Genomic DNA, 26,314 nt, shown 5'->3' with positions numbered 1-26,314 from the left:
ACGAAACGTACACGCCTCAACCGAGCTGCGTGTCACGCGGATCGAACATCGCTGCGATCCACCGCGCCGTCGAGCGCCGCCTCGACCAGCTTTCGCTCGGCGATCCGGATGTGCTCGTGGAACGTCGCGGTCGAGATGTCGAGCGACTCGGCGATCTCCGCGCCGGTGTTGGCCCGTGGCGTGTCGAAGAAGCCGGAGAGGTACGCCGTCCGCAGGACGTGACGCTGCCGTTCGGTCAGTTCGTCGGTGAGCGAGTTGGCGGGCTTCCGGTCGCGGGTGCGTTCGCGTCGCGCGACGAGCGTCGTCCCCGGAAAGCGTCCCTGCACCGCCGTCACGACCTGCCTGACGTTCGTCCCCGTCGGGAGCAGCGCCACCACCCGGCCGACGCCGTCCCGCGCGCGGGACTCGTGGACCACGCCGCCGAAGTCGGCGAGGACGTCTGCGACGGTGGCCTCGACGACCACCCGGACGACCCCCCCGTCCGCGTCGGCGTGGGAGACCGTCGCCTCGACGCCGCGCTCGATCGCGAGGTCGACGACCTCCTCCGGGGGCGTCCCCTCGACCCGGAGGAACTGGACGTGCGTGCCGTCCTCGTTCGGCACCGCGCCGACGAGTTCGAGGCGCGGCCCGTCGGCCGACGCGGCCACCGGAAACAGCGACTCGTCGTCGACGCGAAACTCCACCTCGACGACCGTGTCGGCGATGAGCGCGCGACGGCGTTCGACGGCGCTGATGGCGTAGGCGATCGTCTGGCCGAGTTCGCCGAGCACGTCGCGTTCGGTCGCGTCGAACGCGTCGGGGCGCGAGGCGTAGACGCAGAGGACGCCGTAGGTGACGTCCCGGTAGCGAAGCGGGATCGCGGCGGCGGACTCGAACCCGCAGTCGAGCGCGGCCTCCCGCCAGCGTTCGGCCCCGGGCGTGTCCGCGACGTACTGGACGACCTCGACCCGCCCGTTCCGGGCGGCCGTCGCGGCCGTGAGGTCGTCCGAATCGAACGAGAGGGCGCGTCGCGCGTCGAGGTAGGACGCCCCCTCGCCGGCGTGCGCGACCGGGTCGACCCGGTCGCGAGCCGCGTCGTACTCGCCCAGCCACGCGAACCGGTAGGAGTCCTCGGCCGCCAGTCGCGAGCAGACCGACTGGACGATCTCCTCGCGCGTCGAGGCGCGCAGGAGGTCCTTGTTGACGTTCCTGATGACCTCGTTGACGCGGTTGAGCGTCCGCAGGCGTTCCGCCTGTCGTTCGCGCGTCCGCTCCCGACGGCGACGGTCCGAGACGTCCCGACCGATGCCACAGATGCCGATCACGTCGCCCTCCTCGTCCGTGAGCGCCGTCCCGGTGAACTCGTAGGGGATGCGCTCGCCGTCCCGCGTCACGACGTCCGCTTCCGTCCTGGCGCGACCCTCCCGGATCGCGCGCTGGATGGCGGCCGAGACGGCGACGACGTCCTCAACCGCGACTAAGTCCGCCGGCCGCATCGCGGCGATCTCGTCGTCGTCGTACTTCGTCACCTCGCTCACCCGCCGGTTCCAGGCGATGAAGCGCAACTCGGTGTCGAAGAGGAAGAAGACGTCCGCGAGTTCGTCGATCGCCTCGCGGAGGAGGGCGTCGCGCCGCGTACCGCGCTCGCGCCCGAGCGCCGACCGGACGACGGCGGCGACCGCCGCCGCGTCCGCCTCCGCGTCCCCCGAGAGGTGGACGCACCGATCCGCGCCCGACGAGAGGACCTCGGCCGGCGCGCCCGCCGCCTCGTAGAGCGCCACGTGGGGGCGGACCGACCCGTCGCTCGCCAGCCCTCCCTGCGCGAGCGGCGTCGCGTCGAGCAGGCAGTCGGGCGCGTCGGCCGCGTCAGTCGTCTCGACTGTCACGATACCGTGGTCGTGGCGGAGCGAGCGTCGGAGCCGTTCATCCACCGGTCCGGCGACCAGTGCATGAATGGTGGCTGCCATCGACGTAGCTACGCTACCAGACGCTTGAACGTTCCGTCTGCGCTTGACATCCTCCGCACGACTAACGTCGTGGGCTTCCGCGTGCCATCTGTCGTCACCACCGCGGCTCGCGACGATCGCCCCGGCGGCGGCCGCGACCTCGTTCGCCACCGCCGAGAGGGATCCGCGTGGGCGGCCGCCTCGAACGCCGCGTCCCCCGCCCGGATCGGGCGAAACACCGATACCGGGCCGGCCGGAACGCCCTCCATGGACGAGTTCCGCAACACCGCCAAGCCGGACGACGACTGGTGGCGGGCGCTCTGGCCCGACCCGAGGGGGACGCTCCGCGCGCTCGGCGTCACCGACGGCTCGCTGCTCGACTGCTGTTGCGGCGACGGGTTCTTCACGATCCCGGCGGCGGCGCTCGTCGACGGGCCGGTGTACGCGCTCGACCTCGACCCGGAGTTGCTCGACGACCTCGACCGACGGGCGGCGGCGGCCGACCGGCGCGTCGAGACGATCCGCGGCGACGCGAGGGCCGTCGACGACCTCCTCGCGGAGCGCGTCGGGACGGTCCTCCTCGCGAACACGCTCCACGGCGTCCCGGAGCCGACCGAACTCGCCCGCCGGATCCGGGCGGCGCTCCGCGACCGGGGTCGGTTCGTCGTCGTGAACTGGCACGACCGACCGGCGACCGAGACGACCGTCCTCGGCGAACCCCGCGGCCCGCCCGAGGCGCTCAGGATGTCGCCCGACGAAACCGTCGCCGCCGTCGAACCAGCGGGCTTCGAGACCGTCGAGACGGTCGAACTGGAGCCGTACCACTACGGCGTCGTCTTCGAGCGAGCGTGATGGGACGGGACGGGACAGGACGGGACGGGAGCAGTCCCTCAGTGGTCGGCCTCGTGCGGGTTCGGTTCCGTCCCGTACCGCTCGGCGTGGTCGGTGTACTCGATGAACCGCGGCGCGTCGGGGTCGAAGGGTCGCTCGAGCGCCTCGAACGCCCGCTTCTTGTCCCAGCTCTGTAGCTTGCCGATCGCGCTCCGGTCCTCGAGGTCGTGGTAGTCGAGGTCGTCCTTCGTCAGGTTCCACGCCCGCAGGCCGCGCTCGGTGCGGACGATGACGCTCGAGTACTCGTCGCTCGACCCCACGGAGCCGACGGTGACGTCGGCGCAGTAGCCCGTGAAGTCGGCGCACTCGTTGCACCCCTTGAGGGCGGCGTCGTGGAAGTTCTCCACGTCCTCCTCCAGAAGGAGGTCGCCGTCGCGGTCGTAGGCCATCATCTTCCCGTGGAGCACGTCGAGCTTGCCGATCTCCTCGGGCGCGATGCCGCGGCGATCCGCGAGCAGGTCCCCGATGAGCCGGTAGTAGTTGAAGTTCTTCGTGCACATCAGCGCGATCGTGTACTCGACGGCGCGGACCATCCCCTCCTGGGCTCCGTACTCCCAGTCGAAGTCCCGGAGGGCACGGATGCCCTCGATCTCGCAGGGCGTGCCGACGAGCGCGAGCGACAGCTCCTCGGGGGGCTCGTCGGGGAGCTTGTGCGCCCACCGGTCGAGCGACAGGTTGCCGAGCGCCATCGTCTGGTTGTAGAAGCTCCCCGCGTTGGCGATCAGCTCCTCGGGCGTGGTGGCGAGGAACGCCTCGCCCTTCCACGGTTCGTCCTCGCTCTCGGCGGCGACGAGCGCGCCGTCGATCTCGCCGGCCTCGAGCAGGTGGCTCAGGAGGCTCGTGACGACGCCGCCGTCCTGCGCGCCGCGCCGCCACGACTCCGTGACCCGGGCGGAGAACTCCGTGATCGGGTCGCCCGCGCCGGTCACGTTGTCCTCGCCGCCGGTGATGACCCACTGGCGCTCGTACCGCAGGCCGCCGCGCGGGCAGAAGTCCCAGCACAGCGAGCAGCCGGTGCACATCTTCACGAGTTCGGGGAGGTCGTCGTCCCCGATGCCGATCGAGTCGGAGGGGCACGCGGCGACGCACGTCCCGCACTGGATGCACCGCCCGGCGTCGATCACGGCGTGGTCGAGCTCCATGAACCACGTCTTCTCGTCGGGCGTCTCGATGTCGTTCATCTCACGGCGGATCGAGTACCCCGGCGTGTCGAGGTCGACGCCCTTCGGGAGACCGACGCGCTCGGTCGGGTCGGAGCCGTCCTCGAGGTCCCGGCTTACCCCCACGGCCGGGGGCGTGAACGCGACGTCGCCGAGGCGGCCCTCGGCGTCGACGTTCGCCGCCTGGGGGCCGCCGTCGGCGAGGGCTCGGTCGCCGCCTCCGCCGGTACCGCCCGCCGCGCCGCAGGTGCACCGCCCGCCCGCGCAGCCGTCGTTTCGACCGCTCTCGGGGACCCGCGGCAGCGGCCCGCCGCGCCCGCCGCCCGCGCCGGAGGGGTTCCCGTCCGCCGGTTCGTCGTCCGCGGGTTCGTCACCCCGAGGTTCCTCATCCGTCATGGGCGACACCCCCCGCGACGTTCGCGTCGGCGCGGCGCATGACGGCCCGGAGGCGATCGTTCTCCACCCGACGGCACCACTCGTAGAAGCGCTCGCCGTCGGCCCGCTCCTCGACGTAGGCCTCGAAGAGCTGTTCGAGGGCGGGGATCACCGACCCGGCGGGCACCGCCGTCTCCACCCAGTCGACGAAGTCGTTGTCGAGGCCGAGGCTCCCCCCGAGCCCGAAGTCCACCCCCTCGACGATGGCGTCGCCCTCGGCGTTCGTACTCCCCTCGTCCTCGACCTTCACCGTCTCGCCGCGGAAGCCGACGTCCGCGATCTGGGGCTGCGCGCACGACGCCGAGCAGCCGCTCAGGTGCATCCGGACCACGTCGAGGTCGTCGGGCGTCTCGACGCGCTCGTCGAGCGAACGCGCCCAGCGCTTCACCCGCTTCTTGGTCTCGATGATGCCGTAGTTGCAGAACTCGCTGCCCGTGCAGCCGACCGCGCCCCGCGAGAAGGGACCGGGGTCGGGCCGGTAGTCCGCCGCGAAGGGTTCGGCGAGGAGGCTCTCGACCTCGCCCTCGGGGACGTGCGTGACGAGGAAGTTCTGGTCGGTCGCGAGCCGGATCGAGGTCTCCTCGGTGCCGTACCGCCGGGCGGCGCGGGCGGCCTCGGCGAACTCCTCGCCGCCCATCCGGCCCGCGACGACGTTGAACCCGACGTACCTGAGGCCGGGGCGCTTCTGTTCGTGGATCCCGACGTGGTCGCCGGTGTACCCCTCCGTGAGGTCCGTGCCGCGCTCGCGGAGGTCGACCGTACAGCGGCCGCGGACCGCCGCCTCGAACCGCTCGGGGCCCAGCTGTTCGACGAGGTAGCGCATCCGGCAGACGCCCCGATTGTGGCGGTCGCCGAGCTCCTTGAACACCTGCGCGACCGCGCGGCAGAACTCGACCGCGTCCTCGGGACGGACGAACACGTCGAGGTCGGACGCCATCCGCGGGCCGTCCGAGAGCCCACCGCCGACCCGGGCGTGGAAGCCGTAGTACCGCTCCCCGTCGATCTCCTTGGCCGCGGGCGTCAGCCCCACGTCGTTGATCTGGGACTGCGCGCAGTCCTCGCGGCAGCCGGTGATCGTCAGCTTGAATTTCCGGGGGAGGTTCGCGTACTCGCGGTTCCCCGTGAAGAAGTCGGAGACCGCCTCGACGACCGGCTGGGCGTCGAACGCCTCGTGGCCGTCCAGCCCGGCCGCGGGGCAGCCGAGTACGTTGCGCGCCCCGTCGCCGCAGCCCTGCACCGTCGTCAGCCCGACCTCGTCGTAGCGGTCCCAGATCTCGGGGACGTCCTCCAGCCTGATCCAGTGCATCTGGACGTCCTGCCTCGTCGTGATGTCGAGGAAGGCGTCGCCCCAGAGGTCGTTCTGCTCGGCCCCGCCGTACTCCTCGGGGGCCGTCGCGTACTCGGCGGCGACCTCGCCGATCACCTCGGCCTGCTCGGGCGCGAGATAGCCCCCCGGCACCTTCGTGCGGAGCATGAAGTACCCCGACTGCTTCCCGTGGGTGTACATCCCCGCCCACTTCAGGCGCTCCCACTCGCCGGGACCGGCCCGCTCCTCGATCCCGTCGAAGGTGAGCCCCTCCGCGGCGTACTCCCGCACGTCCTCGACCACGTCGAGCGGGTGCTTCTCCTGCTTCCACCGCTCAACCGTATTCATGGCGATCGCCCCCCTTCGTCGACGTCCGTCCGCGTTGAATCGTACCCCGTCTACCGCGTTCCATGTGCTCACTGAACAAGGGAGCGCGTTATACCCCGTCATTCCGGCGAGGACTGTCGTCGCTGTGTGGTTCCGTCAAGTGTTACCGGAACGCACGTCACGCTATCCCCCGGTGCGGGGATCGGTAACCGGCAGACGGCGGTCCGATTCGAGCGTACCGCCCTCGCCGAGCGGCGTCACCGACTCGGACGACGCCCGTCGCGGTCGGAACCCCCGGACGGGACGCGTATCGGCGTCGTTCCCGTCGAACCTGTTAGCGGCAAATATCCCCCGTTAGTGCGTGGAGGGATGGGCGCGGACGGCGGGGACGACGGGGACGACAGTGCGTCGTCGACCGCTGCTCCCGACGACTACGACCCGTCGGTCCCGAGCAGGCGGTCGACGATGCGCTCCGGGTCGAACCGTTCGAGGTCGTCGTAGCCCTGGCCGGTTCCGAGAAAGAGGATCGGCTTCCCGGTGACGTGGGCGATGGAGATGGCCGCGCCGCCCTGGGAGTCGGCGTCGGCCTTCGTGAGGATCGCGCCGTCGATGGCGGCCGCCTCGTCGAACTGGCGGGCACGCTGGGTCGCGTCCTGGCCCGCGACCGCCTCGTCGACGAACAGCGTCATGTCGGGGGCGACGACGCGGTCGATCTTCTCCAGTTGCGCCATCAGGTCGTTGGAGGTGTGCAGGCGACCCGCCGTGTCCCCGAGCACCACGTCGACGTCGTGGGCCTGGGCGTACTCGACGGCGTCGTAGATGACCGCCGCCGGGTCGCCGCCCTGCTCGTGGGCGATGAACTTCTTGTCGAGCGCCTCGGCGTGCTCGCGCAGCTGCTCGTTGGCCCCGGCGCGGTAGGTGTCGCCGTTGGCGAGCACCGTCGAGGTCCCGCGCTCCTCTAGATACCGCGAGAGCTTGGCGATAGAGGTCGTCTTGCCGACGCCGTTGACGCCCGTGAAGATGATGACCATCGGCTTGTCCGCCTCCGCGACGCGCCGGTCGAAGTCGAACTGCCCGACGCTGATGACGTCCACCAGCGCCTCGCGCAGCGCCATCTCGACGACCTGTCCGGTGGACTGCACCTGCGCGCGGGTCGTCCCCTCGACCTCCTCGCGGATGTTCCGGAGGATCTCCCGGGCGACGCCCATCTCGACGTCGCTCGACAGCAGCGCGAGTTCGAGGTCGTCGAGCGGTTCGTCGAGGTGCTCGGGGCGGATGACGACGCCGCCGGTGGCGAACGCCTTCGCCCGCGTGCCGAAGCTCGCCCTGAACTCCTCCTCGTCCTCCTGGGGCTCCGAACGCGAGAGCCCGATGCCGGCGGACGACTCGTCCTCGGCGGCCTCGTCAGCGTCGGCTTCCGGCCCGGCGTCCCGCCCCGCGCTGGGCTCCGCGTCGGCGTCGGGCTCAGCGGGCGGAGCCGCCGGCTCGGCGGGCGTCACGTCCTCCGGTTCGGCGTCGGGCGCTGCGGACGCCTCCGCGTCGCCCTCCTCCGCGGCCGCTTCCTCCGCGGCCTCCTCGGCGTCCTCCCGGAAGCGATCGAGCTTCTTCCGCAGTCCGTCGAACATCGCTTACTCGTCGTCCTGTTGCTGTTGTTGCATCTGCTGCTGCATCTGCTGGAGCTGTTGCTGCTGCATCTGCTGGGCGCGCTGCTCGAGCTTGTCGCCCTCCGCCTCGAGGTCCTGGATGTCCTCGCGCACCTCCTCGATGCGCTCGTCGAGCAGCTCCTTCCTGCGCTTCAGGCTCTCCTTCGCGCCGTCCTCGTCGCGCTCGGCCGAGTAGCCGCCGCCGAGGCCGACGACGATGCGCTCCATGTCCTGCACCTCGGCGTGGACGTACGCGTCGCCGCCGAGGGGTACCTGCACGGTGTCGCCGTCGTCGAGCGCCTCGATGGCCTCGACCGCCTCGTCGACCTCGGCCTTCTCGTTCTGGAATCCCTGGATCTCGCCCCGGAGCGCCTCGATCTCCTGGTCGATGAGCTGGAGCTGCTGTTGCAGTTCCTGCATCTGACCGCCGCCACCCATGCTCATCGGTCGACACCCTCGATCTCGAGCTGCGTGCGCTTGAGACCGTGTTTCGACCCGAACTCGGCGTAGGTACGCTCGACGGCGACGTCCCCGTTGGGCGCGTCGACCGTCTTCGAGAACTCCCGCAACCCGTCGCGGTTCTGGAACCGACCGGTCACTGTGTACTGGCTCATAGGGGAACGTGCGGCGGCGAGCGGGAAGAAAGTTCCCTTTCAGTCGATGTAGCCGAGCGCGTCCTCGATGCGGCCCAGCTCCGGCCCCGTGGTCTCGCGCCCGACGACGTAGCCGTGGTCGTTGGCGACGAGCCCGGAGCCGACCAGCGGCGCGCCGTAGTTGATCGTCCCGATGTCGGCGGGCACGCCCAGCAGGTCCTCGAGGAAGTCGAGTTCGGCGTCGGTCGCCTTCGGGTGACAGAGGACGCCCGCGTTGGTGGCGACCGCGGCCGTCCCGACGGTCCGCACCCCCGCGAGGTCGCCGCGCTCGACGGGCACGCCAAGCCCGTCGCCCACCACCTCGACCGCCTCGTCGGAGAGCTCGGGGTGGACGTACGCGCCGGTATCGTTCGCGAGAACGACGTTCCCGGCGGCGTTGATGCGTCCCGGGAGCTCCGTCACCGGGAGGTCGGCCGCGGCCTCGATGGCCGCGCGCTCGTCGTCGTCGAGGCGACTGCTGGCGAGCAGGCCGTTGCGGTTACCGGTGACGAGCGCGCCGACGGTGGAGGAGCCACCGATGGTCGTCGCTACGGGGGTCACGTCGAGTTCGTCGGCGAACCCCTCGACGACGTCGTCGTCCGCGTCCCGCCTGATGAGCAGGCAGTCGTCCGTCGCGCGGGCGAAGACGCCGATGTACGCGGAACCGGAGAGGGCCGTGCGAAGCACCCTTACGCGGTCTCGGCTTCGACGACCGCCTCGCCCTCCTCCTCGAAGCGGGCGGCGCGGACGCGGAGCCTCCGCGGGGGCTTCTTGCGCCCGCGAGCCCAGACGACCTCGTTGATCGACGGGTCGAGGCGCACGTCGCCCTCCTCGACCTTGAAGTGCTTCGCGAGGTGCGCGCGGACGAGACTCATCGCCTTGTCGGCGCGCCTGTGCTTGGCCTCCGCGTGGACGTCGCGCAGGGGGACGGTCACGACCCGCTCCTCGAAGTCGCTCGCGCTCATTCGTCCGTGTCACCCCGCCGCCAGCTTCGCCGCTTCGGGTTCATCATCACGTCGCGGTCCGTCTTCATGATGACCCACGCCGGGATGCGCCGGTTCTGCCGCTGGAGCTTGCCCAGCCGCTTCTTCTTCGCCTTCGATTTCTTGCCCATAGTACGCTCGAGTACCGTCCCGGGCTTAAAATCGTTGTTCCTTCGGCCGCCCGGCCGATTCGATCGCATCGCGGGGTCGGAACGCTTCCCCGAGGACTCGGTCGGAACTCCTCGGGGGATCACACGAACGCCAGCGGCACCATCAGCAGGACCCCCGCCGTCACCCCCGCGACGAGTTCGGGGACCCCGCGCCGGGGGAGCGTCACGCCGAGGTCGATCGCCTCCGGGATGAACTCAGAGAGCACCAGGTAGATCATCGCCCCGGCGGCGAAGCCGAACCCGACGGGGAGAAACGCCTCGGCCAGCGTGACGAAGTAGAACGCGAGCACCGCGCCGATCGGCTGTGGGAGGCTGGAGAAGACCGCCCACCAGACCATCCGCCAGGGCGGGACGTCCATCGACCGCAGGGGGATGGAGACGGCGAGTCCCTCCGGGACGTTGTGGATGGAGATGGCGACCGTCATGAACACCGCGAGCAGGGGGACGGAGAACCCGAGCAGGGTGAGGCCGTCCGCCCCGGCGAAGTTCAGGTCGGCGAACGAGACGCCGATGGCGACGCCCTCGGGGAAGCTGTGGACGGTGAGGATGCCCAGGATGAGCACGAGCTTCCGGAAGCTCGCCTCCTCGTACTGGTGGGGATCGACCTTCCGCCCCTCGATGACCTCGTGGGCGACGACCACGAGGAGGACGCCCGCCCCGAGACCGATGGCGAGCCGAAGGGGACCGCCGGCGGCCAGTCCCTCCGAGACGAGCCCGAACACCGACGCCGAGAGCATGATCCCCGACGCGAGCCCCCACAGCGCGACGTTCCACCGGTCGGACACCTCCTCGACGACGAAGAAGGGGAGCGCGCCGAGGCCCGTCGCCAGCGCGGTGACGAGTCCGGCGACGAAGACGAGGGCGAAATCGGCGGGCGAGGCCATGCGGACCGTACGGCCCCCGGCCGCTTAAACCTATCATATATTCTATATCTATGGGACGCCTAAACCGACAGGGAGAACGCGGCGACCGTGTCGTACGTCGGTCCGTCGGGCGCGAGGGTGCTCTCGGTGAGGCGCACCTCGTCGACGCGCATCGTGCCCACGTCGGGGTCCCGCTCCTCGACCACGCGCAGGACGCGCTCCTTCCCGCCCGCGTGGTCCATCCGCGCGATCGTGGCGTGGGGGGTGAAGTCGTGACGTTCGGGGTCGAAGCCCAGCGCGACGGTGCGCTCCTCGCACGCCTCGTGCAGGCGTGTCAGCTCCGTCGCCCCCTCGCGGACGCCGATCCAGACGACGCTGACGTACGAGCGCGACGGGAAGACGCCGTAGCCGCCGAAGCGCGCCTCGAACGGGGCGACGGCCGCGTCCTCGACGGCCGCGGCGAGCGCGTCCTCGACGGCGGGGACGCGCGACTCGGGGACCTCCCCGAGGAACTTGAGCGTGACGTGCACCCCCTCGGGATCCGTGAGCCTGAGGCCGTCGACGTCGGCGAGCGGTTCCTGCGCGGCGCGGACGGCGTCGGCCAGCGGCTCCAGATCGACGCTGACGAACAGTCGCATGGTGGAGAGAGCGAGGGCGTAGCCCTTAACCATGCCAGTCGCCAACCCCGAGGCATGACAGACGAGAGTGACGGCCACCGCTTCTCCGAGGGCCAGGGGTTCGGCGACTCCTACGAGGGGTTCGACCTCGATCCGCCGGAACTCGAGATCGACCCGAGTATGGTAGATCCGGTGGACTCCCGAGCGCTCGCGGACATCCTCGACCGGCGGCAGATCCCGAAGGGGCAGGTCGACGTCGAGTCGCTCGTGGACGTGGGCATCGCGTACATGCAGATCAACCGCTTCGAGCAGGCGACCGACGCGCTCGAGCGGGCCGCGCGCCTCGCCGACGACCCCACGCTCGAACAGGAGGCGTGGGTCAACAAGGGCGCGGCGCACGCCCAGCTGGAGGAGTACGACGACGCCATCGGCGCGTACCGCGAGGCGCTCTCGATCGACGACGACAGCGAGCACGCGGCCACCGCCGAGACGAACCTCGCCTACGCGCTCTGGGAGGACGGCCGCACCGAGCAGGCGCTCGAACACGCGGAGCGCGCCGTCGAGATCGACCCGCGCTTCGGGCAGGCGTGGTACAACCGCGGCTTCTTCCTCGCGGAGCGCGGCCTCCACGAGGACGCGGTCAACTGCTTCGACAACGCGATGCGACTGGACTTCCGCACGCCCGAACTCCTGGAGGAGAAGGCCGCCTCGCTCGAACACCTCGGCGAGGACGAGGAGGCCGAACGCCTCGCGGAGGAGGCCGACGAGCTCCGACAGCGCGCCGAGCAGCGACTGGTGGAGTGAGATGCTGCTGACCGAACGCGAGACAGACGAGGGCCTGCTCGTCTCCGTCTGCGACCCCGACATCCTCGGCGAGACGTTCGAGAACGGCCAGGTGTCGCTCACCGTCGAGGCGGACTTCTACGACGGCGAGCGGGTCGACGAGGAACGGGTCGTGAGCGCGCTCGCCCGCGCGAGCGTCGCCAACATCGTCGGGACGCGCGCGGTCGCCCTCGCCGTCGAACACGGCTTCGTCGACGAGGCCACGGTGCTCGAACTGGACGGGACGCGACACGCGCAGCTAGTTCGGCTCTGATCCCTCGGTTCTACCCCCGCCGAACGCGTCGTACCGGTCGCTGACCCAACCGAAGGAGTGTTTTGTTCGCGGCCCCTCCCCTCCGGTAATGAGCACGCAAGAGATCGAGCCGCTCGACGTCGAGCGCATCCGGGAGGACTTCCCGATCCTCGCCCGGAAGGTCGGCGGCGACGTGACCGTTCCCGGCGAGGGGCCGGGCGACGACACGCCGCTCGTCTACCTCGACAACGCCGCCACGAGCCAGACCCCCGAGCAGGTCGTCGAGGTCATCGCCGACTACTACCGGAGCTACAACGCCAACGTCCACCGCGGCATCCACAGCCTCAGCCAGGAGGCCAGCGTCGCCTACGAGGAGGCCCACGACCGAGTCGCGGAGTTCGTCGGCGCGGACGGCCGCGAGGAGATCATCTTCACGAAGAACACCACCGAGGCGATGAACACCGTCGCCTACGCCTGGGGGCTGGCCGAACTCGGCCCCGGCGACGAGGTGATCCTGACCGAGATGGAGCACCACGCCTCGCTCGTCACGTGGCAGCAGATCGGGAAGAAGACCGGCGCGGACGTGCGGTACGTCCGGGTCGACGAGAACGGCCGCCTCGACATGGACCACGCCCGCGAACTCGTGACCGACGACACGCGCATGGTCAGCGCCGTCCACGTCTCGAACACCCTCGGGACGGTCAACCCGGTCGAGGAGCTGGCCGACCTCGCGCACGACCACGGCGCGCTGATCTTCGTCGACGGCGCGCAGTCGGTCCCCAACCGCCCCGTGGACGTGACGGAGCTCGACGCCGACTTCTTCGCCTTCTCCGGGCACAAGATGTGCGGTCCGACCGGCGTCGGCGTCCTCTACGGCAAGCGCCGCCTGCTGGAGGAGATGCAGCCGTACCTCTACGGCGGCGAGATGATCCGCAAGGTCACCTACGAGGACGCGACCTGGGAGGACCTCCCGTGGAAGTTCGAGGCCGGCACGCCCGTCATCTGCCAGGGCATCGCGCTCGCCGCCGCCTGCGACTACCTCGACGAGATCGGCCTGGAGCGCATTCAGGCCCACGAGGAGGGGCTGGCCGAGTACGCCTACGACCGCCTACGCGAGTACGACGACGTGGAGATCTACGGCCCGCCGGGCGACGACCGCGGCGGCCTCGTCGCGTTCAACCTCGACGGCGTCCACGCCCACGACCTCTCCAGCATCCTCAACGACTACGGCGTGGCGATCCGCGCGGGCGACCACTGCACCCAGCCGCTGCACGACAAGCTCGGCGTGGCCGCCTCCGCCCGGGCGTCGTTCTACCTCTACAACACGCGAGCGGAGGTCGACACGCTGGTCGAAGCGGTGGACGCGGCGCGCGACCTCTTCGCGTAGCCGCCGTCTCACCCGCCACTCGCGTCGGCGCGCCGTACCACGAGCGACCAACGGGAGCGAGCGGGCCGAGGAGCGACCAGAGGGAGCGATGAGGCTTTTGGTCCGGCTTTTGCCAGGGAGCGAGCGAAGCGAGCGACCGCAGCGAAAGGTGGACGAACAGGCGACGCCGCGGGCGATTCGCAGGGCGTGGCGTCGCGCAACCGCGGGCACCCTGCGACGGAAGTCAGCGCACGGGGGGTCTGGTCCCGCTCTCGGATATAAACGTACGGACGACTTGCTCGACATCACCGCCGACGTCAGTACGGCAGCCGCGAGGAGCGCGGGACTCGCTGAGCCCCTCGGACAACGCGAACGGGCGGCAGCGCCGGCCGTGAGCGAGCCGTCAGGCGAGCGAGCGGACCGAGGAGCGACTAACGGAGCACGAGCGAAGCGAGGGCTCCGGCAGTCCCGCGAGCCGGAGGCGAGCGGGAGCACGCCGGACGAGCACCGCGAGTCCGGCGGTGGGAGCGACGAGGGTTTTGGTCCAGATTTTGCCAGCGGGCGGCGAAGCCGCCCGCACAGCAAAAGGTGGGAGAGCAACCCTTTTCCCCCGCACTATCGTAACGGCGACAACAATGGGACTCGGCTCGGACATGTACCGGCAGCAGATCCTCGATCACTACAAGAACCCGCGCAACCACGGGACGATCGAGGACCCGACCTTCTCGCACGTCGGCGAGAACCCCTCCTGCGGCGACACCATCCGGATGGACGTGCGGCTGGCCGACGACGGGGAGACCATCGAGTTCGTCTCGTTCACGGGCGACGGCTGCGCCATCAGCCAGGCCAGCGCGTCGATGCTCACCCAACAGCTACCGGGCATGACCCTCGACGAACTCGACGCGATGGACCGCGACGACGTCACCGACATGCTCGGCGTCGAGATCAGCCCGATGCGAATCAAATGTGCCGTGCTCGCGGAGAAGGTCGCCCAGGACGGCGCGAAGATCCACACCGGCGAGATCGAGATCGAGAAGACCCAGACCGAATAACCCGACCTTTTGCTCTGCGCTAGGGCGCTTCGCGCCCTCGCTCGGCAAAAGGTCGGGTTATTCCGGTTTCAGCCCCGCGCCCTCGACGCGCATGACCGCCTCGCCGTCGGGGAGGTTGGGCGCGTCGACGAGCTTCACGATGCGCTTGTTGCCCTTGGACTTGCGGAGGTACATCCGGAAGGTGGACTTGTGGCCGAGGATGTTCCCGCCGATGGGCTTGGTCGGATCGCCGAAGAAGGCGTCCGGGTTGGACTGCACCTGGTTCGTGACGAGCACGGCGGCGTTGTAAAGGTTGCCGACGCGGTCGATGTCGTGGAGGTGCTTGTTGAGCTTCTGCTGGCGGGAGGCGAGCTGGCCGCGGCCGACGTACTCCGCGCGGAAGTGCGCCGTGAGCGAGTCCACGCAGAGCAGCCGGACGGGGAAGTCGGAGTCCTCGTGCTCCTTCGCGATCTCCTTTGCCTTCTCGGCGAGGAGGATCTGGTGGTTGGAGTTGAACGCCTTCGCGACGTGGATCTTGTCGAGGAACGACGCGATGAGCTCCTCCATCGCCGCCTCGTCGTCCGGCGATCCCTCGATCTCGCGGTCGTCCATCGTCGCCTGGAGGAGTTCGTCGTCGAGGCCGCGGATCATCTCCTCGATGCGCTCCGGACGGAACGTGTCCTCGGAGTCGATGAAGATGACGCTGCCGCCGAGCCCGCCCACCTCCTGGGGGAGCTGGACGTTGACCGAGAGCTGGTGGGTGACCTGGGACTTGCCGGCCCCGAACTCGCCGTAGACCTCGGTGATGGACTGCGTCTCGACGCCGCCGCCGAGCATGTCGTCGATCTCGGGGACGAGCACGCGGAGTTTCCCGATGCGCTCGCGGCGCTCGAGGACCTGCGCCCCCGTCTCGAACCCGCCGATGTCGGCGGCCTCACGGGCGGCCTGGATGATGTCGTGGGCGGTGCTCTCGCCGACGTCGGCGGTGTTCGACAGTTCGCCGGGGGAGGCGACCGCGATGGACTGGTACGAATCGTAACCGTTCTCCTGGAGTTTCTCCGCGGTCGCCGGCCCGACGCCGGGGAGGTCTTCGAGGTCTGCTGCCATGGACGTGGCTTGCGCCGGTTCGGGTATAAAGCCTCGTTAACAGGGTAGTGAAAGTGAAACCGGACGGCGGCGAGGCGGTCAACGGTCAGGAGGTCAGAACAGTTATCGGGGAGAGGGGACGCTCACTCCCAGGGGTGGCGGCCGCGGTCGGGCCAGAGGGGGTACCAGTATTCCTTCTCCTCCTCGACCGTCAGTTCGCCGTCGAGGACGCTCTGGAGTTTGAACTCCGCGCCCGAGTCGCGCTCGTGGCCCGGCCGCGGGGCGAAGGGGTAGTACGCGCCGCGGCGGAACGAGTAGATCCAGTAGACGGGCGTACCGCCTTCGACGGTCGCACCGTCTCCGGTCCGACGGCCCGACGGCCCGGCGCGCTTTTCGAAGGCGAACACCGCCGCGAGCAGGCGATCGCCGAACCCCTCCTCGATGAACGTGTCGGCGGCGAAGTGGATGCTCGTCACGAGGTCCTCGAAGTCGGTGTCCTCGAGGACGACCCACTGGTAGCCGTGGGAGTCAGTCTCGAAGCGCGCCGTCGTCCCCGTCTCGACCTCGCCGGCTTCGAGGATGCGTTCGACCTCCCGCTCGGTCCGCTCGAAGTCCGTGCTGTCCACCCCCGCGAAGCAGAGCGCCGCCGCGCCGGCGGGGTCGTAGCCCAGGTCCGCCTCCATCGTCATGTAGGCGGTACTCATACCGAAGAGGTCCTCGGGGCTGGCCGGACGGGTCGCGTCCGCCTCGGCGCTCATGCCGAGGGCCTGTCGGAGGGAGTCGAGGATGCCCATGGCGACGCGTACGGAGGCCGACGGCTTATACTGACGGCCGTGCGCGCGTCCCGAGCGGCAGCGAGGGCGCGCGACCCGGGGAAGGGCAGGCGTACTGCGCGGTACGGTGCGGTGAGGTGCTGTCTCCTGGCGTTCCGTGAGCGAGCGGCGCGAGCGAACGGAGGCTCGGGAGACGAGTACGACGAGTCTCCTGGCGGACTGAACGGGCGTTCCCGCGAGCCGGGCGGGACCTCCGGTCCCGCTGGAAGCCGGCCATCGGTCGGCGATGAGGCGAGCGGGAGCTCGTCGGAGCTGCGCTCCGACGGCGAAGGGGGCTTTCGAGGGGGTTCCGACTGCTGTCGAGGACGTGAACGTGGCCTCGAAAGCCCTCACGGTCCGGACTCGCGCACCCCGCTGTCGACGAAAGGCGCGTAGCGCCTTTCGTGATCTCGGAAGACCACCGGTCTTCCGATGACTCGTCGGAGCAGCGAAGCTGCTCCGAGATGACGAGAGACGCCAGAGGCGTCTCTCGAACCACGCTCCTCGGCTCACTGCGTTCGCCCGCAGTGCTTACGTCGTCGTGCCTCGCGAGACGAGCGAAGTGAGTCTCGCGGAGACTTCGCCCAGACCGCTCGCCCTTTCAGTCCACCAGGAGCCGCACCCTGTACACCCACCTTCCCGGAGGGCTTGCGAGGTTCTCGGAGCGTCCACATCGCGTTTCTCGACCCCGAAAACGCGCGGGATCCGCCCCCGTTTCGACGGAACGGGGAATCTTCGACGCCCTTACGCCTCCAGTTCGCGCTCCATCGCGCGGAGGCGCTCGACGCGCTTCTCGGTGCTCGGGTGCGTGCTGAACAGCCGCCCGACGATCCCGCTCTTGATGGGGATGATGAAGAAGGCGTTCATCTCCGCCTCCTCGCGCAGGTCGTTCTTCGGCACGCGGTCCATCTCGCCGGAGATCTTGAGCAGGGCGCTGGCGAGCGCGCTCGGCCTGCCCGTGATGATCGCCCCGCCGCGGTCGGCGGCGAACTCGCGGTAGCGCGAGAGCGTCCGGATCAGGAGGAAGGAGACGATCCAGACGACGAGCGAGGCGAGGATGGCGACGATCACGCCGCCGTTGTTCCGGTCGCGCCCGCCGGTGAACAGCCAGCCCCACCGCACGACGAGGAACGCGAGCGTCGAGAGGAACGACGCGATCGTCATCACCATCACGTCGCGGTTCTTCACGTGCGCGAGTTCGTGCGCGAGCACGCCCTCCAGCTCGTCGCGGTCGAGCGTCCGCAGGATCCCGGTCGTGACGCAGACCGCGGAGTTCTTCTGCGAGCGCCCGGTCGCGAAGGCGTTCGGTACGCGCGTGTCGGCGACCGCGACCTTCGGCTTCGGGAGGTCGGCCTGCTGGCTCAGCCGCCCGACCATCGCGTGCAGTTCGGGATACTCGTCCTCGTCGACGACCTTCGCGCCCATGCTGTAGAGCGCGAGCCTGTCGCTGAAGAAGAACTGTCCGAGCGAGAACAGTCCCATGACGATGACGATCGTCAGGATGCCGGCCCCATATGCGGCCAGCACCCCGATGAACACGATGTAGAGGGCGAAGAGCAGGAACATCGTGAGCGCCATCCGCCCACGCAGTCCCCAGTCTGGTTTCCACTGCATACCCCTACTATGCCGTCTGTGGATTAAATATCTCTTCCTCGTGGGACTCCACATCGCGGTGTCCGGGGGCGGAGGATCGGGACGCGATCGCCGTTTCACTTTCACTCGCGTGTTTCCGGGACCGAATCGGGCCGCGTTCGGGCGCGCGGGCGGCGTTCAGCGCGCGTATCGCTCCCGGCATCCGACGCCCCGTTCGTCCCCTCAACCGGACCGCCCTCGGTCACTTTCGCCGTGGCGTTCAGTTTCACCCCGCCCGTGAATCTCGATTAATATCCCCACCGGCATTTGTGAACTCAACATGCCCGCACTCGTAGCGCGTGCAGACGGGAGCAGCGAGGCCGACGCGGTCGGTCGCGTGGTCATCGACCGCGCCGATCCGCTGGTCCGCTGGCGGTTCGTCTGCCCGAACGGCCACGTCGATTGGGACCCGACGAACAACCACATCTGGTGCGCCGCCTGCGCGCAACTGCACGGCGTCCAGCCGGAGTACTGGGAGCTGTTCGACAAGAAGACCGGCGAGACGGTCCCCTGGGCGGCCGTCGAACTCCGCTAACCGCGAGCCCGGGAACACGATCACCACTGCCATGCCGACGACCTCAGAGCCGCGGCCCTCGACCGCGCACGACGCCGAGCCGAACCGCCCGCCGAACGACACCGAGGGGAACGACGGAACCGTCGAGACCGGCGGGACCGTCGGGACCGACGGGGAGCCGCGTCCGTCCCCCTGGACGGCGGTCGGGTGGCTGCTCGCGGCGACCGCGCTCCGGGCGCTGCTGGTGCTGTTCGAGAGCGCCGTCCCGCTGGTGACGCTCGCCCTGCTCGTCGGCGTCGAGGCGCTGGTCGCGGGGGGACCGCGCGTCGCCGTCTCGACGCCTGGCGGCGAGCTGTCGCTCCCGCTGACGGAGGCGCTCGTCGCGCTCGCGCTCCTCGAACTCGCCCGGCGGCTCTACGCGCTGAACGCGCCCTGATACTGTCGGACGTACCGGCGTGACGCTACTCGCCACCACGAGGTGGCGGGATTCGTGGCGGGCGTACGTCCGACAGTACGACGAGCGACACGCCGCAGGCGACACGCGGAACTTAAACGCGCGAGGGCGGTAGTACCGCCGATGAGTTCATCGGGCGAGTTCTGCCCGCGCTGCGGGAAGCCGGTCGCGCCGCGGGAGGAGCCGCGGGTCGGCGACCCCCGCGGCCGACGGGCGCACCTGTGCGACGCGTGTTACTTCGAGGACTTCGACCTCGTGGACGCCCCCGACGAGCTGACGGTGCGCATCTGTCCGCGTTGCGGGGCCGTCTACCGGGGCAATCGCTGGGTCGACGTCGGCGCGGAGGACTACACCGACGTCGCGATCGAGGAGGTGACGGCGGCGCTCTCGGTCCACGTCGACGCCGACGAGTTCTCCTGGCTGGTCGACCCCGAACAGGTGGACCAGAACACGGTCCTCATGCACTGTCACTTCTCCGGCGTCGTCCGCGGGACATCCGTGGAGGCCGACCGCGACGTGCGCGTCCGCTTCAGCCGCGAGACGTGCACCCGGTGCTCGCGCATCGCCGGCGACTACTACGCCTCGATCGTCCAGGTGCGCGCCGAGGGGCGCACGCCCACCGACGCGGAGCGCGAGCGCGCCGTCGAGATCGCCGAGGAGTACGTCGAGAACCGGGACGCGAAGGGCGACCGCAACGCCTTCATCTCCGAGGTGAAGGAGCATCGCGACGGCGTCGACGTCAAGATCTCGACCACGCAGATGGGCCGCGCCGTCGCCCAGCGCATCCGGCGGCGCTTCGGCGGGACGATCACCGACTCGCGGACGCTCGTCACCGAGGACGCGGACGGCAACGAGGTCTACCGCGTCACCTACGCGGTGCGCCTCCCGCCGTACCCCGCCGGGACGGTCATCGAACCCGAGGGCGACGATCCGGTACTCGTCCGCAGCGCCCACGGCAACCTGAAGGGCGACTACCTCACGACCGGCGAGCGCTACGAGGCCGACAGCGAGGCCGGGATCGCCCCCGAGGCCCGCCGCCTGGGGAGCGTCGACGACGCGCGGGAGACGACGCTCGTCGCCGTCGAGGACGAGCGCGCGGTGCAGGTGCTCGACCCCGACACCTTCGAGACGAAGACCATCGCCCAGCCGAGCTACCTCGACCCCGACGCGGAGACGGTCCACGTCCTCAAGAGCCGGGCGGGGCTGCACGTACTGCCCGAGGACGCCGTCGAGGGGTGACGATCGCGGTGCGTCGCGTCGCACCGAGCCGCGATCCGAGCGCACCACCGCCGAAACCCGTATCTCCGCTGACATTCTGTGGGGACCTATGACCGCAAAGCAGTGGCTGGTGCTCCTGTTCGTCCTCCTCCTCGTCACCTCGACGGCGGCCTACGGCATCGCGTCGGTGTTCCTCTAGCGCCGCGCGTCGGAGAGCGTTCAGCTTCGTCGAAACGATACCTGTTCAGAGACGGGTGATCCGGGCGACGAGGTCCCAGAAACTACTTCGACTTCTTCGCCTTCTTCCGCTTCTCGTCCGTGAAGTTACCCTTGAACACGGGCTGGCCTCGGATGTTCGGCCGTTTCGGAGTACCGTCTGAGCTGTCATCGCCGTCCGAGTTGCCCTTCTCGCCCATATTGCTCCTTTACAGACGCAAGGGTAAGAATCATTCGCAGCGATCAGAGTACACGACTTCACTCACTGTCGCTCACGTTAACCCCAGCCGCGGTCGGATCTTTGTTGGTATCCGAACCGTTTTCGCTATCGTGATCGCGCTCGTCGTCACCGACACCGTGAGACTCGGTCTCGTCCGCGGCGTCAGGGTCGTACTGTCTCACCTCGGTCCAGTAGCGGCGGAATTGCGTCAACATACCGGACCATTTCGCGAGTAAGAGCAGACCGATGGCCACAGCTCCGTCGGTGAGGATTCCGACCCCGACCGCCGCCTCTACGACTCCGAGGACGAAGAACGCCAGGGCAGCAACCGTCAGATAGATCGTCAGCGTGATGCCGAGGGCGTTCGTGATGTTCGTCCGGAAGTTTTTCTCTATGAACTCGGCGTAGCCGAGCGCGAGCCCTTGGTGTACGCCTTCGAGCGTATACTCTACCTCGACGAGATCGACGACGTCGGCTGCGGAGATGCCAGCACGATAGTCGCTCGCGTTGTACGTGAGCGCGCCGGACGCGATCGAGAGCAGCAACGCGACAGCGCCGAAGATCGTGTAGGTGTTTGCAACGATGTCGAATCCGACCTGATCTGTTCGCGCAATGATCGAGAGCCCGGTGAGGATAAGCCCGAGTAGAACACCGTCGAGGCGAAGGATCGCGATCGCCTTGCTGTCGATGTCCGTGAGCGTCTGTATCTGGTCGTCGACCGTCCGGCGAGCCTCCTCGAGCGCTAGCTTGGAGATCTCTTCGTCTTCGAAGAAGCTATCATTACAATCGGCGTCGGACGTCACTCGTCCAATCAAGACTGTCCTGATGGTTTATTTCTTTCCGTTGGTCGTTCCTTCCCTACGATCTCAGGGCCTTCGAACGGTCGACGTGTGCCCCGGTGAGCGTTCGGCTCCGCTCGACGCCCATCGATTACTCGTCCTCTCACCGGACGCATAGCCACGAGATACCCGGGGACCGATCACGACCCGCCAGTAGTGGTTCGTCTCCTCCTGGTCGCCGTCGCGGCGACCGACGCCGTCTCGTCGGTGTTCCTCTAGCGCCGCGCGTCGGAGAGCGGATGGTATTCCCACGATCAGGGGCACGCCCACCGGACGACCCGTCGGCACTCCTTCCAGCGTCCGGAATCGAACTGCGGTCGATTATCTAAATCTGAATTTTACTAATCGCTATTTTACTAATCGCCGGTCGGACGATCCCGTCCGTTCGACGCGAAGCTACGCGACGGCCGCATCGAGCACGACGGGCGAAGGAGGGTCGGAAGGTGCGTTCTACCGAGGTAACGAGCGGAGGAGCGCGGGAGAGATCGAACGAGCGCGGTCAGTCGTACGCACTCACCGCCACACGTCGGAGAGCGGGTGGTCGTCGAGCGAGCGGGGACGCGGCCGTCCGCGTGGCGGCCCGTCGCCCCCGCCGTCGCCGAGCGCCGCGCCGGGGTCGAACGCCGGGAGGTCCGGTTCGGTCATCCGGTCGACCTGCGCCGCGAACCACTCGGGCATGTCGCCCCTCGCGCGCTCGAAGAGGTCGAGCAGGCTGGAGTCGGCGAGGTAGGTCGCGCCGTGATCGTCCGGGGCGCGCACGACCCGCCCGCAGGCCTGGATCACCGTCCGGAGCGCGGCGCGGTAGTACCACGCCCACTGCCCGTCCTCGAGCCGCCGGGCGACCCGCGAGTCGCGCGTGTTCGGATAGGGGGCCTTGCAGAGCACCTGCCAGCGACAGAGGTCGCCCTTCAGGTCGAGCGCCTCCTCCATCTTGACGGCGACGAACACGTCCGCCCCGTCGCTCCGCTTCCACGAGTCGAGCGCCGCGTCGCGGTTCGCCCTGTCGTGCGTCCGGACCCGGTCCGCGACGCCGAACTCGGAGAGGCGGGCGACGAGTCGCTCCGCGATGGCGTAGGAGTGGGCGTGGATCAGTCCCTTCTCGTCGGGGTGTCGCCCCATGAGCCGGACGATCAGGCGGGCGATCCGCGGGAGCGTCTCGTCGCGGTGGTCGTAGGTCATCTTCCCCTGGGCCACGTCGTACAGCGGACGGTTCTCGACGGGAAAGGTGTGGGCTACGTCCACGAGCGCGACGCGGGCGGGATCGAGGCCGGAACTCCGGCAGAACGCCTCCTTGTTGAGGATCGTCGCCGAGAGGAGCGCGAACGTCTGTCCGCGGTCCCAGATGGTGTAGCGGAGGTACCGCTCGGGGTCCATCGGCTTGATCACCACCCGCGACCCCTCGCCGTCGGGCTGATCGACCACCCACGTCGTCGCGCTCTCCGGGTCCCGGGCGTCCTCCGCGAACCACCCCAGCTCGCGGACGAGTTCCGCCAGGTGGTCGCGCTCCCCGGCCTCCTCCGGGGTGAGCTCCTCCTTCCCGCGCAGCTCCTTCTGACGGCGCGAGCACACCGCCTTCAGCCCCTCCGCGTACCGGATCGCGTCCTCGGTGTCGCTCACGGCGGGCGCGGGCTTGGCCTCCCACATCGGTACCGTGTCCGGCCCGAGTTCGATGGTCGCGTACATCTCCGCCCACTCCGCGAGGCCGTGGGCCTCGTCGATCACCACGACGTTCCGCTGGCCGAACACCTCCGACCCGGCCATCTGCATGAAGTACGCGAGCGTCATCGCCGCGATCGGCCGGTTGGCCGCGACGTCGCGGTCCGCGAAGTACGGACAGCGGTGTCTCACCGGGCAGTCGAACCCCCGCTCGCGGGCGCAGGGCGCGCGGTCGACCGTCGTCGTCGTCTCGCCCGGCAGAATGCAGGAGTAGTTTCCCTTCCCGCGGATCACCGCGAGGTCGGAGAGCAGGTCGTCGCCGGCCACGTCGTCGAGCTGTGACACCTGCGGCGTCGTGTAGTACGCGCCGATCGGCTCCTCGGGGCGGGCCTCGCCGGGACGGCGGGCGCAGCCCGCGATGGCGCGCGCGAGCAGCGACTTGCCGCTCCCGGTCGGCGCGCGCACCAGCACCACGTCGTTACCGGCCTCGAACGCGGCGCGGATGTCCCGGAGCGCGCCCTCCTGCGCCCCGCGGTAGGAGGGCGCGGGGAACTCCTCGTCGATTCGCGCGGGGTTCACACTCGTGACAACGACGCCGTCGGGGTAAACTCACCGGTCGCCGAGACTCGCCGGTCGTCGGACTCACCGGCCGTCGAGCGCGGCGACGTCGTCCGGCGTCGGGTCGTCCGGGAGCCGACCGAGGCAGTCGAAACAGAGGAAGTACTCCGTGCCGTCCGCGAGCTCCAGCGTCAGCCCGCCGCTGGGCCCGCCCTCGAACGACCAGAGGTCGCCGATCCCGCCCGCGATCCGGACGCGCTGGCCGCAGCCGTCGCACCGCTTTCTCGCCATGGTCCGGGTTAGGGAACGAGCGGGATAGCCCTTCCGCGAGGGCGACCCACGGTATATTACGCAAGCCGTCTCTCCCGGCCGTGCGCGTTCTCGTCACCGGCGCGACGGGGGTCGTCGGCGGACGGCCGGTCCCCGTCCTGCTCACGACCGGCTGGCTCGTGACCGGCCTGTCCGCGCTGCTGGTCACGGCACGCCCGGGACGGGAGAGGGGGTCTCGACGGGTCGAGAGGTGGGGCTCCCCGAGTCGAATATCACCGCGAGTGGAAGAGCAGTCGTCGCGACCCGACGACGGTCACTGCGACTTGATTCGCTTGAACTGATCGAGGAGCGCCTCGGCGGAATCGCCCGACTCGAACGTCAGCTTCCCGTGGTACTGGATCCGCTCGTCGTCGAAGTCCGTGTCGACGGCCGTCGCCTTCGCCTCTCGGCGCTCGTGCTCGTCCTCGTCATAGGCACCCATTGACATGGTATATCATCACTTGCGATTTCTCGATTATCAATGTAACGGTGATCCGCCCGAATTTCCGATAACTGTTAAGCCGAAGTGTCTGGATCGCAAACACGCCGTGCCGCGAGACGCCCGGTACGGGGGCGGGCCGCGGTCGCAACCCATAACCGCACGGACGCGAAGTACCGACTGTGGCAGGTCCCCTCCGCTTTCGCCGGTCGCACGCGCGCTGGACGGACGAGCGCGTCCGCCGCGACCTCCTCGCTCCGCTCGACGAGTCGTTCGGAGCGACGGTCGGCCAGGGGCGCTTCGGTCCCCCGAAGGGCTATCGCGCCCACCGCATCGACATGAACAACGGCGACGTCGCGCTGTTCGCGTGGCGTCACGACCCGCAGGAGGCGTTCTGGCTCGGCAACACGACGACGCCCGAGGCGCTCTGGCGCACCGAGAAGTGCGGTCTCGAGGAAGCGCCGTACCCCGTCTCCCGGTGGGCGCAGCGCGAACTGCTCGCCGATCTCGAGGAGCAGGACCCGGAGCTCGCCGCCTACCGACACGTGAGCTGGTTCTTCCTCCCCGTCTTCTTCTCGAAGGACGGCCGGACGAGCACGCGGCGGTTCTTCACCGAACACGCCGCGGGCTTCCCCGACGCCGACCCCGAGACCGCCCTCCGGTTCTACGAGGAGTTCCTGCGCTCGGGCGTCCTCGACCCGTGTCGCGAGACGATGGCCGGCAAGCTCGGAACCAGCCCGCACGTCGACCACGTGCGGATGAACGCCGCCATGGGCGAACTGAACGCCGCGAAGCTCCTCCACGACGCGGGCCACGAGTTCGTCCCCGAGATCGCGCTCGACAGCGGCCACGCGCTCGACTTCGCCGTCGGCGACGGCGTCCGCGCGGTCCGCGCCGACGGCGGCGGTCACCGCACCTCCGACGCGCTCGTCGAGGTGACGCGCCCGCTGCCGCCCTCCCGTCGCACCGCAAACACGCCCGTCGCGGCGGTGCGCGCGACGGCCAACGCGAAGACCGACGATCAACTCGACGCCCACCCGGACGCCCTCCTGCTCGTCGACTGCTCGTCCTTCCGCGACGACGATTGGAACACGATCCGCGCCGAGCAGCCCCCCGTCAAGCACACCCCCGCGGTCATCTACCGGATGCGCCCGAACGGCTCCGCCGAGGCGTACGCCCACGGCGACCCCGGGATCGACCTCGGGGGCGCGGTGCGGTGGGCGTGACGCGGGCGGAACGGGCGTAGAGCCGGCCGCCGGCCCGCGTAACCTCGGCGTTCACGCCGGAAAAGCTCGGAGGCGCACCCCTCGATCGCGAACGGATTAAGCGACGTCACGGTAGCGTCCGCGAGCGAGTCAGCCTCCGGCTGACGAGCGAGCGGTTCACCGCGGACGCGGAGCGTCCGCGGCGTTTTTAGTCCACTGCTGGGCTCGCGTCGCTCGTCCAGCACCCTCCCGGCGGTCACTCGCGAGCACGGGTCGTTGCCGGGGTTCGATCCGTGTTGTACCGCGAGCGAGTGAGCGGAGCGACCGAGCGAGCGGCCTTTTTGGTCCAGATTTTTCGAGGGGGTTCGACTGAGCGCCCGCAGGGCGCGAAGGAGGACCCCCTCGAAAAAGGTGGTGGGCTAGAACGACACCTGCTCCGGCCCGAACTCCCCCACCGCGTACGGGTCGCGGTCGGAGTAGAACTTCCGCCCGATCGCCTTGCTCGAGACGCCGCTGTAGAGCGCGTAGCGCGCGTCGTCGGCGTCCGAGAAGACCTCGTCCGGCACGCTCCGGAGCGCCTCGCCGACCGTCTCCGAGCCGTTCGGGAGGTCGAGTTCGAGGTCGCCGTAGGCCTCGATGAGGTCCTCCGTCGTCGCCGGATAGTTGTGCGCGTCGAGCTTCTCGTTCGCGTCGGTGAACAGACGCATACCGGGACGAACTCGCGAATCCATC

The 26,314-nt window shown here is 69.4% G+C and carries 29 protein-coding genes; 9 read left to right on the top strand and 20 right to left on the bottom strand.

Going from position 1 to position 26,314, the window contains the following annotated elements:
• Positions 1-32: 32 nt before the first annotated feature.
• Positions 33-1,946 carry a bacterio-opsin activator domain-containing protein gene (locus P1K31_RS13720; protein ID WP_276303892.1) on the bottom strand — a complete coding sequence of 638 codons (1,914 nt, stop codon included), beginning with the start codon at positions 1,944-1,946 and terminating at the stop codon, positions 33-35.
• Between the two features lie 246 nt (positions 1,947-2,192).
• On the opposite strand from P1K31_RS13720, the gene P1K31_RS13715 reads away from it, so the two are divergent.
• Complete coding sequence (locus tag P1K31_RS13715) at positions 2,193-2,777, top strand: class I SAM-dependent methyltransferase (RefSeq protein WP_276303891.1); 585 nt, start codon at positions 2,193-2,195, stop codon at positions 2,775-2,777.
• Between the two features lie 38 nt (positions 2,778-2,815).
• Here P1K31_RS13715 and P1K31_RS13710 read toward each other — a convergent pair whose 3' ends face one another.
• The 10 genes from P1K31_RS13710 to thpR all read right to left on the bottom strand — a co-directional run bounded on the left by P1K31_RS13710 (position 2,816) and on the right by thpR (position 10,973).
• Positions 2,816-4,372 (bottom strand): Coenzyme F420 hydrogenase/dehydrogenase, beta subunit C-terminal domain, encoded by a 1,557-nt coding sequence (locus P1K31_RS13710; RefSeq protein ID WP_276303890.1) that lies wholly within the window; start codon positions 4,370-4,372, stop codon positions 2,816-2,818.
• On the bottom strand, positions 4,362-6,065 hold the full coding sequence (locus tag P1K31_RS13705; RefSeq protein WP_276303889.1) for a nitrite/sulfite reductase: 1,704 nt from the start codon (positions 6,063-6,065) through the stop codon (positions 4,362-4,364). Before P1K31_RS13705 ends, P1K31_RS13710 begins: the two co-directional genes overlap by 11 nt.
• A 410-nt stretch (positions 6,066-6,475) precedes the next feature.
• The gene (gene ftsY, locus P1K31_RS13700) at positions 6,476-7,669 is read right to left on the bottom strand and encodes a signal recognition particle-docking protein FtsY (RefSeq protein WP_276303888.1); all 1,194 of its coding nucleotides are present in this window, start codon (positions 7,667-7,669) and stop codon (positions 6,476-6,478) included.
• A 3-nt stretch (positions 7,670-7,672) separates the two neighbouring features.
• On the bottom strand, positions 7,673-8,125 hold the full coding sequence (pfdA, locus tag P1K31_RS13695) for a prefoldin subunit alpha (protein ID WP_379794423.1): 453 nt from the start codon (positions 8,123-8,125) through the stop codon (positions 7,673-7,675).
• Between the two features lie 2 nt (positions 8,126-8,127).
• On the bottom strand, positions 8,128-8,301 hold the full coding sequence (gene rpl18a, locus P1K31_RS13690) for a 50S ribosomal protein L18Ae (protein ID WP_276303886.1): 174 nt from the start codon (positions 8,299-8,301) through the stop codon (positions 8,128-8,130).
• Between the two features lie 39 nt (positions 8,302-8,340).
• On the bottom strand, positions 8,341-9,006 hold the full coding sequence (locus P1K31_RS13685) for a translation initiation factor IF-6 (RefSeq protein WP_276303885.1): 666 nt from the start codon (positions 9,004-9,006) through the stop codon (positions 8,341-8,343).
• 2 nt (positions 9,007-9,008) lie between these two features.
• The gene (locus tag P1K31_RS13680) at positions 9,009-9,284 is read right to left on the bottom strand and encodes a 50S ribosomal protein L31e (RefSeq protein WP_276303884.1); all 276 of its coding nucleotides are present in this window, start codon (positions 9,282-9,284) and stop codon (positions 9,009-9,011) included.
• Positions 9,281-9,433 carry a 50S ribosomal protein L39e gene (locus P1K31_RS13675; protein ID WP_276303883.1) on the bottom strand — a complete coding sequence of 51 codons (153 nt, stop codon included), beginning with the start codon at positions 9,431-9,433 and terminating at the stop codon, positions 9,281-9,283. Before P1K31_RS13675 ends, P1K31_RS13680 begins: the two co-directional genes overlap by 4 nt.
• Before the next feature lie 119 nt (positions 9,434-9,552).
• Positions 9,553-10,356, bottom strand: coding sequence for a ZIP family metal transporter (locus tag P1K31_RS13670; protein ID WP_276303882.1), 804 nt, complete (start codon positions 10,354-10,356; stop codon positions 9,553-9,555).
• A gap of 59 nt (positions 10,357-10,415) precedes the next feature.
• Positions 10,416-10,973, bottom strand: coding sequence for an RNA 2',3'-cyclic phosphodiesterase (gene thpR, locus P1K31_RS13665; protein ID WP_276303881.1), 558 nt, complete (start codon positions 10,971-10,973; stop codon positions 10,416-10,418).
• 54 nt (positions 10,974-11,027) lie between these two features.
• On the opposite strand from thpR, the gene P1K31_RS13660 reads away from it, so the two are divergent.
• The 4 genes from P1K31_RS13660 to sufU all read left to right on the top strand — a co-directional run bounded on the left by P1K31_RS13660 (position 11,028) and on the right by sufU (position 14,445).
• Positions 11,028-11,756, top strand: a complete 729-nt coding sequence (locus P1K31_RS13660) for a tetratricopeptide repeat protein (RefSeq protein ID WP_276303880.1) — start codon at positions 11,028-11,030, stop codon at positions 11,754-11,756.
• A gap of 1 nt (position 11,757) precedes the next feature.
• Entirely contained in the window at positions 11,758-12,048 is a 291-nt protein-coding gene (locus P1K31_RS13655) for a DUF424 domain-containing protein (protein ID WP_276303879.1), read from the top strand.
• An 88-nt stretch (positions 12,049-12,136) separates the two neighbouring features.
• Positions 12,137-13,414 (top strand): aminotransferase class V-fold PLP-dependent enzyme, encoded by a 1,278-nt coding sequence (locus P1K31_RS13650; RefSeq protein WP_276303878.1) that lies wholly within the window; start codon positions 12,137-12,139, stop codon positions 13,412-13,414.
• A gap of 614 nt (positions 13,415-14,028) precedes the next feature.
• Positions 14,029-14,445, top strand: coding sequence for a Fe-S cluster assembly sulfur transfer protein SufU (gene sufU / locus P1K31_RS13645; RefSeq protein WP_276303877.1), 417 nt, complete (start codon positions 14,029-14,031; stop codon positions 14,443-14,445).
• 57 nt (positions 14,446-14,502) lie between these two features.
• Here sufU and radA read toward each other — a convergent pair whose 3' ends face one another.
• From radA to htpX, 3 genes are all read right to left on the bottom strand, one after another.
• The gene (radA, locus tag P1K31_RS13640; protein WP_276303876.1) at positions 14,503-15,531 is read right to left on the bottom strand and encodes a DNA repair and recombination protein RadA; all 1,029 of its coding nucleotides are present in this window, start codon (positions 15,529-15,531) and stop codon (positions 14,503-14,505) included.
• Positions 15,532-15,653: 122 nt separating this feature from the next.
• Positions 15,654-16,304: a PspA-associated protein PspAB gene (gene pspAB / locus P1K31_RS13635; RefSeq protein ID WP_276303875.1), complete on the bottom strand. Its 651-nt coding sequence runs from the start codon at positions 16,302-16,304 to the stop codon at positions 15,654-15,656.
• A gap of 762 nt (positions 16,305-17,066) precedes the next feature.
• Positions 17,067-17,936 (bottom strand): zinc metalloprotease HtpX, encoded by an 870-nt coding sequence (gene htpX, locus P1K31_RS13630; RefSeq protein WP_276303874.1) that lies wholly within the window; start codon positions 17,934-17,936, stop codon positions 17,067-17,069.
• A gap of 298 nt (positions 17,937-18,234) precedes the next feature.
• On the opposite strand from htpX, the gene P1K31_RS13625 reads away from it, so the two are divergent.
• The 3 genes from P1K31_RS13625 to P1K31_RS13615 all read left to right on the top strand — a co-directional run bounded on the left by P1K31_RS13625 (position 18,235) and on the right by P1K31_RS13615 (position 20,161).
• Positions 18,235-18,489, top strand: a complete 255-nt coding sequence (locus tag P1K31_RS13625; protein WP_276303873.1) for a hypothetical protein — start codon at positions 18,235-18,237, stop codon at positions 18,487-18,489.
• Between the two features lie 31 nt (positions 18,490-18,520).
• Positions 18,521-18,904, top strand: coding sequence for a hypothetical protein (locus tag P1K31_RS13620; protein ID WP_276303872.1), 384 nt, complete (start codon positions 18,521-18,523; stop codon positions 18,902-18,904).
• A 141-nt stretch (positions 18,905-19,045) separates the two neighbouring features.
• On the top strand, positions 19,046-20,161 hold the full coding sequence (locus tag P1K31_RS13615; protein ID WP_276303871.1) for a 60S ribosomal export protein NMD3: 1,116 nt from the start codon (positions 19,046-19,048) through the stop codon (positions 20,159-20,161).
• Between the two features lie 260 nt (positions 20,162-20,421).
• Here the strand turns inward: P1K31_RS13615 and P1K31_RS13610 are convergent, their stop codons facing one another.
• From P1K31_RS13610 to P1K31_RS13590, 5 genes are all read right to left on the bottom strand, one after another.
• Positions 20,422-20,556 carry a hypothetical protein gene (locus P1K31_RS13610; RefSeq protein WP_276303870.1) on the bottom strand — a complete coding sequence of 45 codons (135 nt, stop codon included), beginning with the start codon at positions 20,554-20,556 and terminating at the stop codon, positions 20,422-20,424.
• Between the two features lie 58 nt (positions 20,557-20,614).
• Positions 20,615-21,379, bottom strand: coding sequence for a hypothetical protein (locus tag P1K31_RS13605; protein WP_276303869.1), 765 nt, complete (start codon positions 21,377-21,379; stop codon positions 20,615-20,617).
• A gap of 549 nt (positions 21,380-21,928) precedes the next feature.
• Entirely contained in the window at positions 21,929-23,650 is a 1,722-nt protein-coding gene (locus tag P1K31_RS13600; protein WP_276303868.1) for a helicase C-terminal domain-containing protein, read from the bottom strand.
• A gap of 63 nt (positions 23,651-23,713) precedes the next feature.
• A complete protein-coding gene (locus tag P1K31_RS13595; protein WP_276303867.1) occupies positions 23,714-23,920 on the bottom strand; it encodes a DUF7561 family protein in 207 nt (68 codons plus the stop codon).
• Between the two features lie 292 nt (positions 23,921-24,212).
• A complete protein-coding gene (locus P1K31_RS13590) occupies positions 24,213-24,386 on the bottom strand; it encodes a DUF5786 family protein (RefSeq protein ID WP_276303866.1) in 174 nt (57 codons plus the stop codon).
• 173 nt (positions 24,387-24,559) lie between these two features.
• Here P1K31_RS13590 and P1K31_RS13585 point away from each other — a divergent pair, with 173 nt between their 5' ends.
• A complete protein-coding gene (locus tag P1K31_RS13585) occupies positions 24,560-25,603 on the top strand; it encodes a DUF5784 family protein (protein WP_276303865.1) in 1,044 nt (347 codons plus the stop codon).
• A 398-nt stretch (positions 25,604-26,001) separates the two neighbouring features.
• Here the strand turns inward: P1K31_RS13585 and P1K31_RS13580 are convergent, their stop codons facing one another.
• Positions 26,002-26,289 carry a DUF5789 family protein gene (locus P1K31_RS13580; RefSeq protein ID WP_276303864.1) on the bottom strand — a complete coding sequence of 96 codons (288 nt, stop codon included), beginning with the start codon at positions 26,287-26,289 and terminating at the stop codon, positions 26,002-26,004.
• Positions 26,290-26,314 lie beyond the last annotated feature (25 nt).

Origin of the sequence: Halomarina halobia, from assembly GCF_029338575.1 — an archaeon.
GTDB classification, from domain to species: Archaea; Halobacteriota; Halobacteria; order Halobacteriales; family Haloarculaceae; genus Halomarina; species Halomarina halobia.
This window is presented reverse-complemented; position numbering and strand designations above follow the sequence as displayed.

What these genes read in the sequence shown, in the direction of transcription:
- rpl18a (WP_276303886.1), bottom strand. Translation starts at nt 8,301, where the DNA reads ATGAGCCAGTACACAGTGACCGGTCGGTTCCAGAACCGCGACGGGTTG.
- P1K31_RS13615 (WP_276303871.1), top strand. Translation starts at nt 19,046, where the DNA reads ATGAGTTCATCGGGCGAGTTCTGCCCGCGCTGCGGGAAGCCGGTCGCG.
- P1K31_RS13705 (WP_276303889.1), bottom strand. Translation starts at nt 6,065, where the DNA reads ATGAATACGGTTGAGCGGTGGAAGCAGGAGAAGCACCCGCTCGACGTG.
- P1K31_RS13625 (WP_276303873.1), top strand. Translation starts at nt 18,235, where the DNA reads ATGCCCGCACTCGTAGCGCGTGCAGACGGGAGCAGCGAGGCCGACGCG.
- P1K31_RS13680 (WP_276303884.1), bottom strand. Translation starts at nt 9,284, where the DNA reads ATGAGCGCGAGCGACTTCGAGGAGCGGGTCGTGACCGTCCCCCTGCGC.
- P1K31_RS13595 (WP_276303867.1), bottom strand. Translation starts at nt 23,920, where the DNA reads ATGGCGAGAAAGCGGTGCGACGGCTGCGGCCAGCGCGTCCGGATCGCG.
- P1K31_RS13580 (WP_276303864.1), bottom strand. Translation starts at nt 26,289, where the DNA reads ATGCGTCTGTTCACCGACGCGAACGAGAAGCTCGACGCGCACAACTAT.
- P1K31_RS13660 (WP_276303880.1), top strand. Translation starts at nt 11,028, where the DNA reads ATGACAGACGAGAGTGACGGCCACCGCTTCTCCGAGGGCCAGGGGTTC.
- sufU (WP_276303877.1), top strand. Translation starts at nt 14,029, where the DNA reads ATGGGACTCGGCTCGGACATGTACCGGCAGCAGATCCTCGATCACTAC.
- P1K31_RS13715 (WP_276303891.1), top strand. Translation starts at nt 2,193, where the DNA reads ATGGACGAGTTCCGCAACACCGCCAAGCCGGACGACGACTGGTGGCGG.
- pfdA (WP_379794423.1), bottom strand. Translation starts at nt 8,125, where the DNA reads ATGGGTGGCGGCGGTCAGATGCAGGAACTGCAACAGCAGCTCCAGCTC.
- P1K31_RS13650 (WP_276303878.1), top strand. Translation starts at nt 12,137, where the DNA reads ATGAGCACGCAAGAGATCGAGCCGCTCGACGTCGAGCGCATCCGGGAG.
- P1K31_RS13590 (WP_276303866.1), bottom strand. Translation starts at nt 24,386, where the DNA reads ATGTCAATGGGTGCCTATGACGAGGACGAGCACGAGCGCCGAGAGGCG.
- P1K31_RS13620 (WP_276303872.1), top strand. Translation starts at nt 18,521, where the DNA reads ATGCCGACGACCTCAGAGCCGCGGCCCTCGACCGCGCACGACGCCGAG.
- radA (WP_276303876.1), bottom strand. Translation starts at nt 15,531, where the DNA reads ATGGCAGCAGACCTCGAAGACCTCCCCGGCGTCGGGCCGGCGACCGCG.
- htpX (WP_276303874.1), bottom strand. Translation starts at nt 17,936, where the DNA reads ATGCAGTGGAAACCAGACTGGGGACTGCGTGGGCGGATGGCGCTCACG.
- thpR (WP_276303881.1), bottom strand. Translation starts at nt 10,973, where the DNA reads ATGCGACTGTTCGTCAGCGTCGATCTGGAGCCGCTGGCCGACGCCGTC.
- P1K31_RS13720 (WP_276303892.1), bottom strand. Translation starts at nt 1,946, where the DNA reads ATGGCAGCCACCATTCATGCACTGGTCGCCGGACCGGTGGATGAACGG.
- ftsY (WP_276303888.1), bottom strand. Translation starts at nt 7,669, where the DNA reads ATGTTCGACGGACTGCGGAAGAAGCTCGATCGCTTCCGGGAGGACGCC.
- P1K31_RS13610 (WP_276303870.1), bottom strand. Translation starts at nt 20,556, where the DNA reads ATGGGCGAGAAGGGCAACTCGGACGGCGATGACAGCTCAGACGGTACT.
- pspAB (WP_276303875.1), bottom strand. Translation starts at nt 16,304, where the DNA reads ATGGGCATCCTCGACTCCCTCCGACAGGCCCTCGGCATGAGCGCCGAG.
- P1K31_RS13670 (WP_276303882.1), bottom strand. Translation starts at nt 10,356, where the DNA reads ATGGCCTCGCCCGCCGATTTCGCCCTCGTCTTCGTCGCCGGACTCGTC.
- P1K31_RS13675 (WP_276303883.1), bottom strand. Translation starts at nt 9,433, where the DNA reads ATGGGCAAGAAATCGAAGGCGAAGAAGAAGCGGCTGGGCAAGCTCCAG.
- P1K31_RS13655 (WP_276303879.1), top strand. Translation starts at nt 11,758, where the DNA reads ATGCTGCTGACCGAACGCGAGACAGACGAGGGCCTGCTCGTCTCCGTC.
- P1K31_RS13710 (WP_276303890.1), bottom strand. Translation starts at nt 4,372, where the DNA reads ATGACGGATGAGGAACCTCGGGGTGACGAACCCGCGGACGACGAACCG.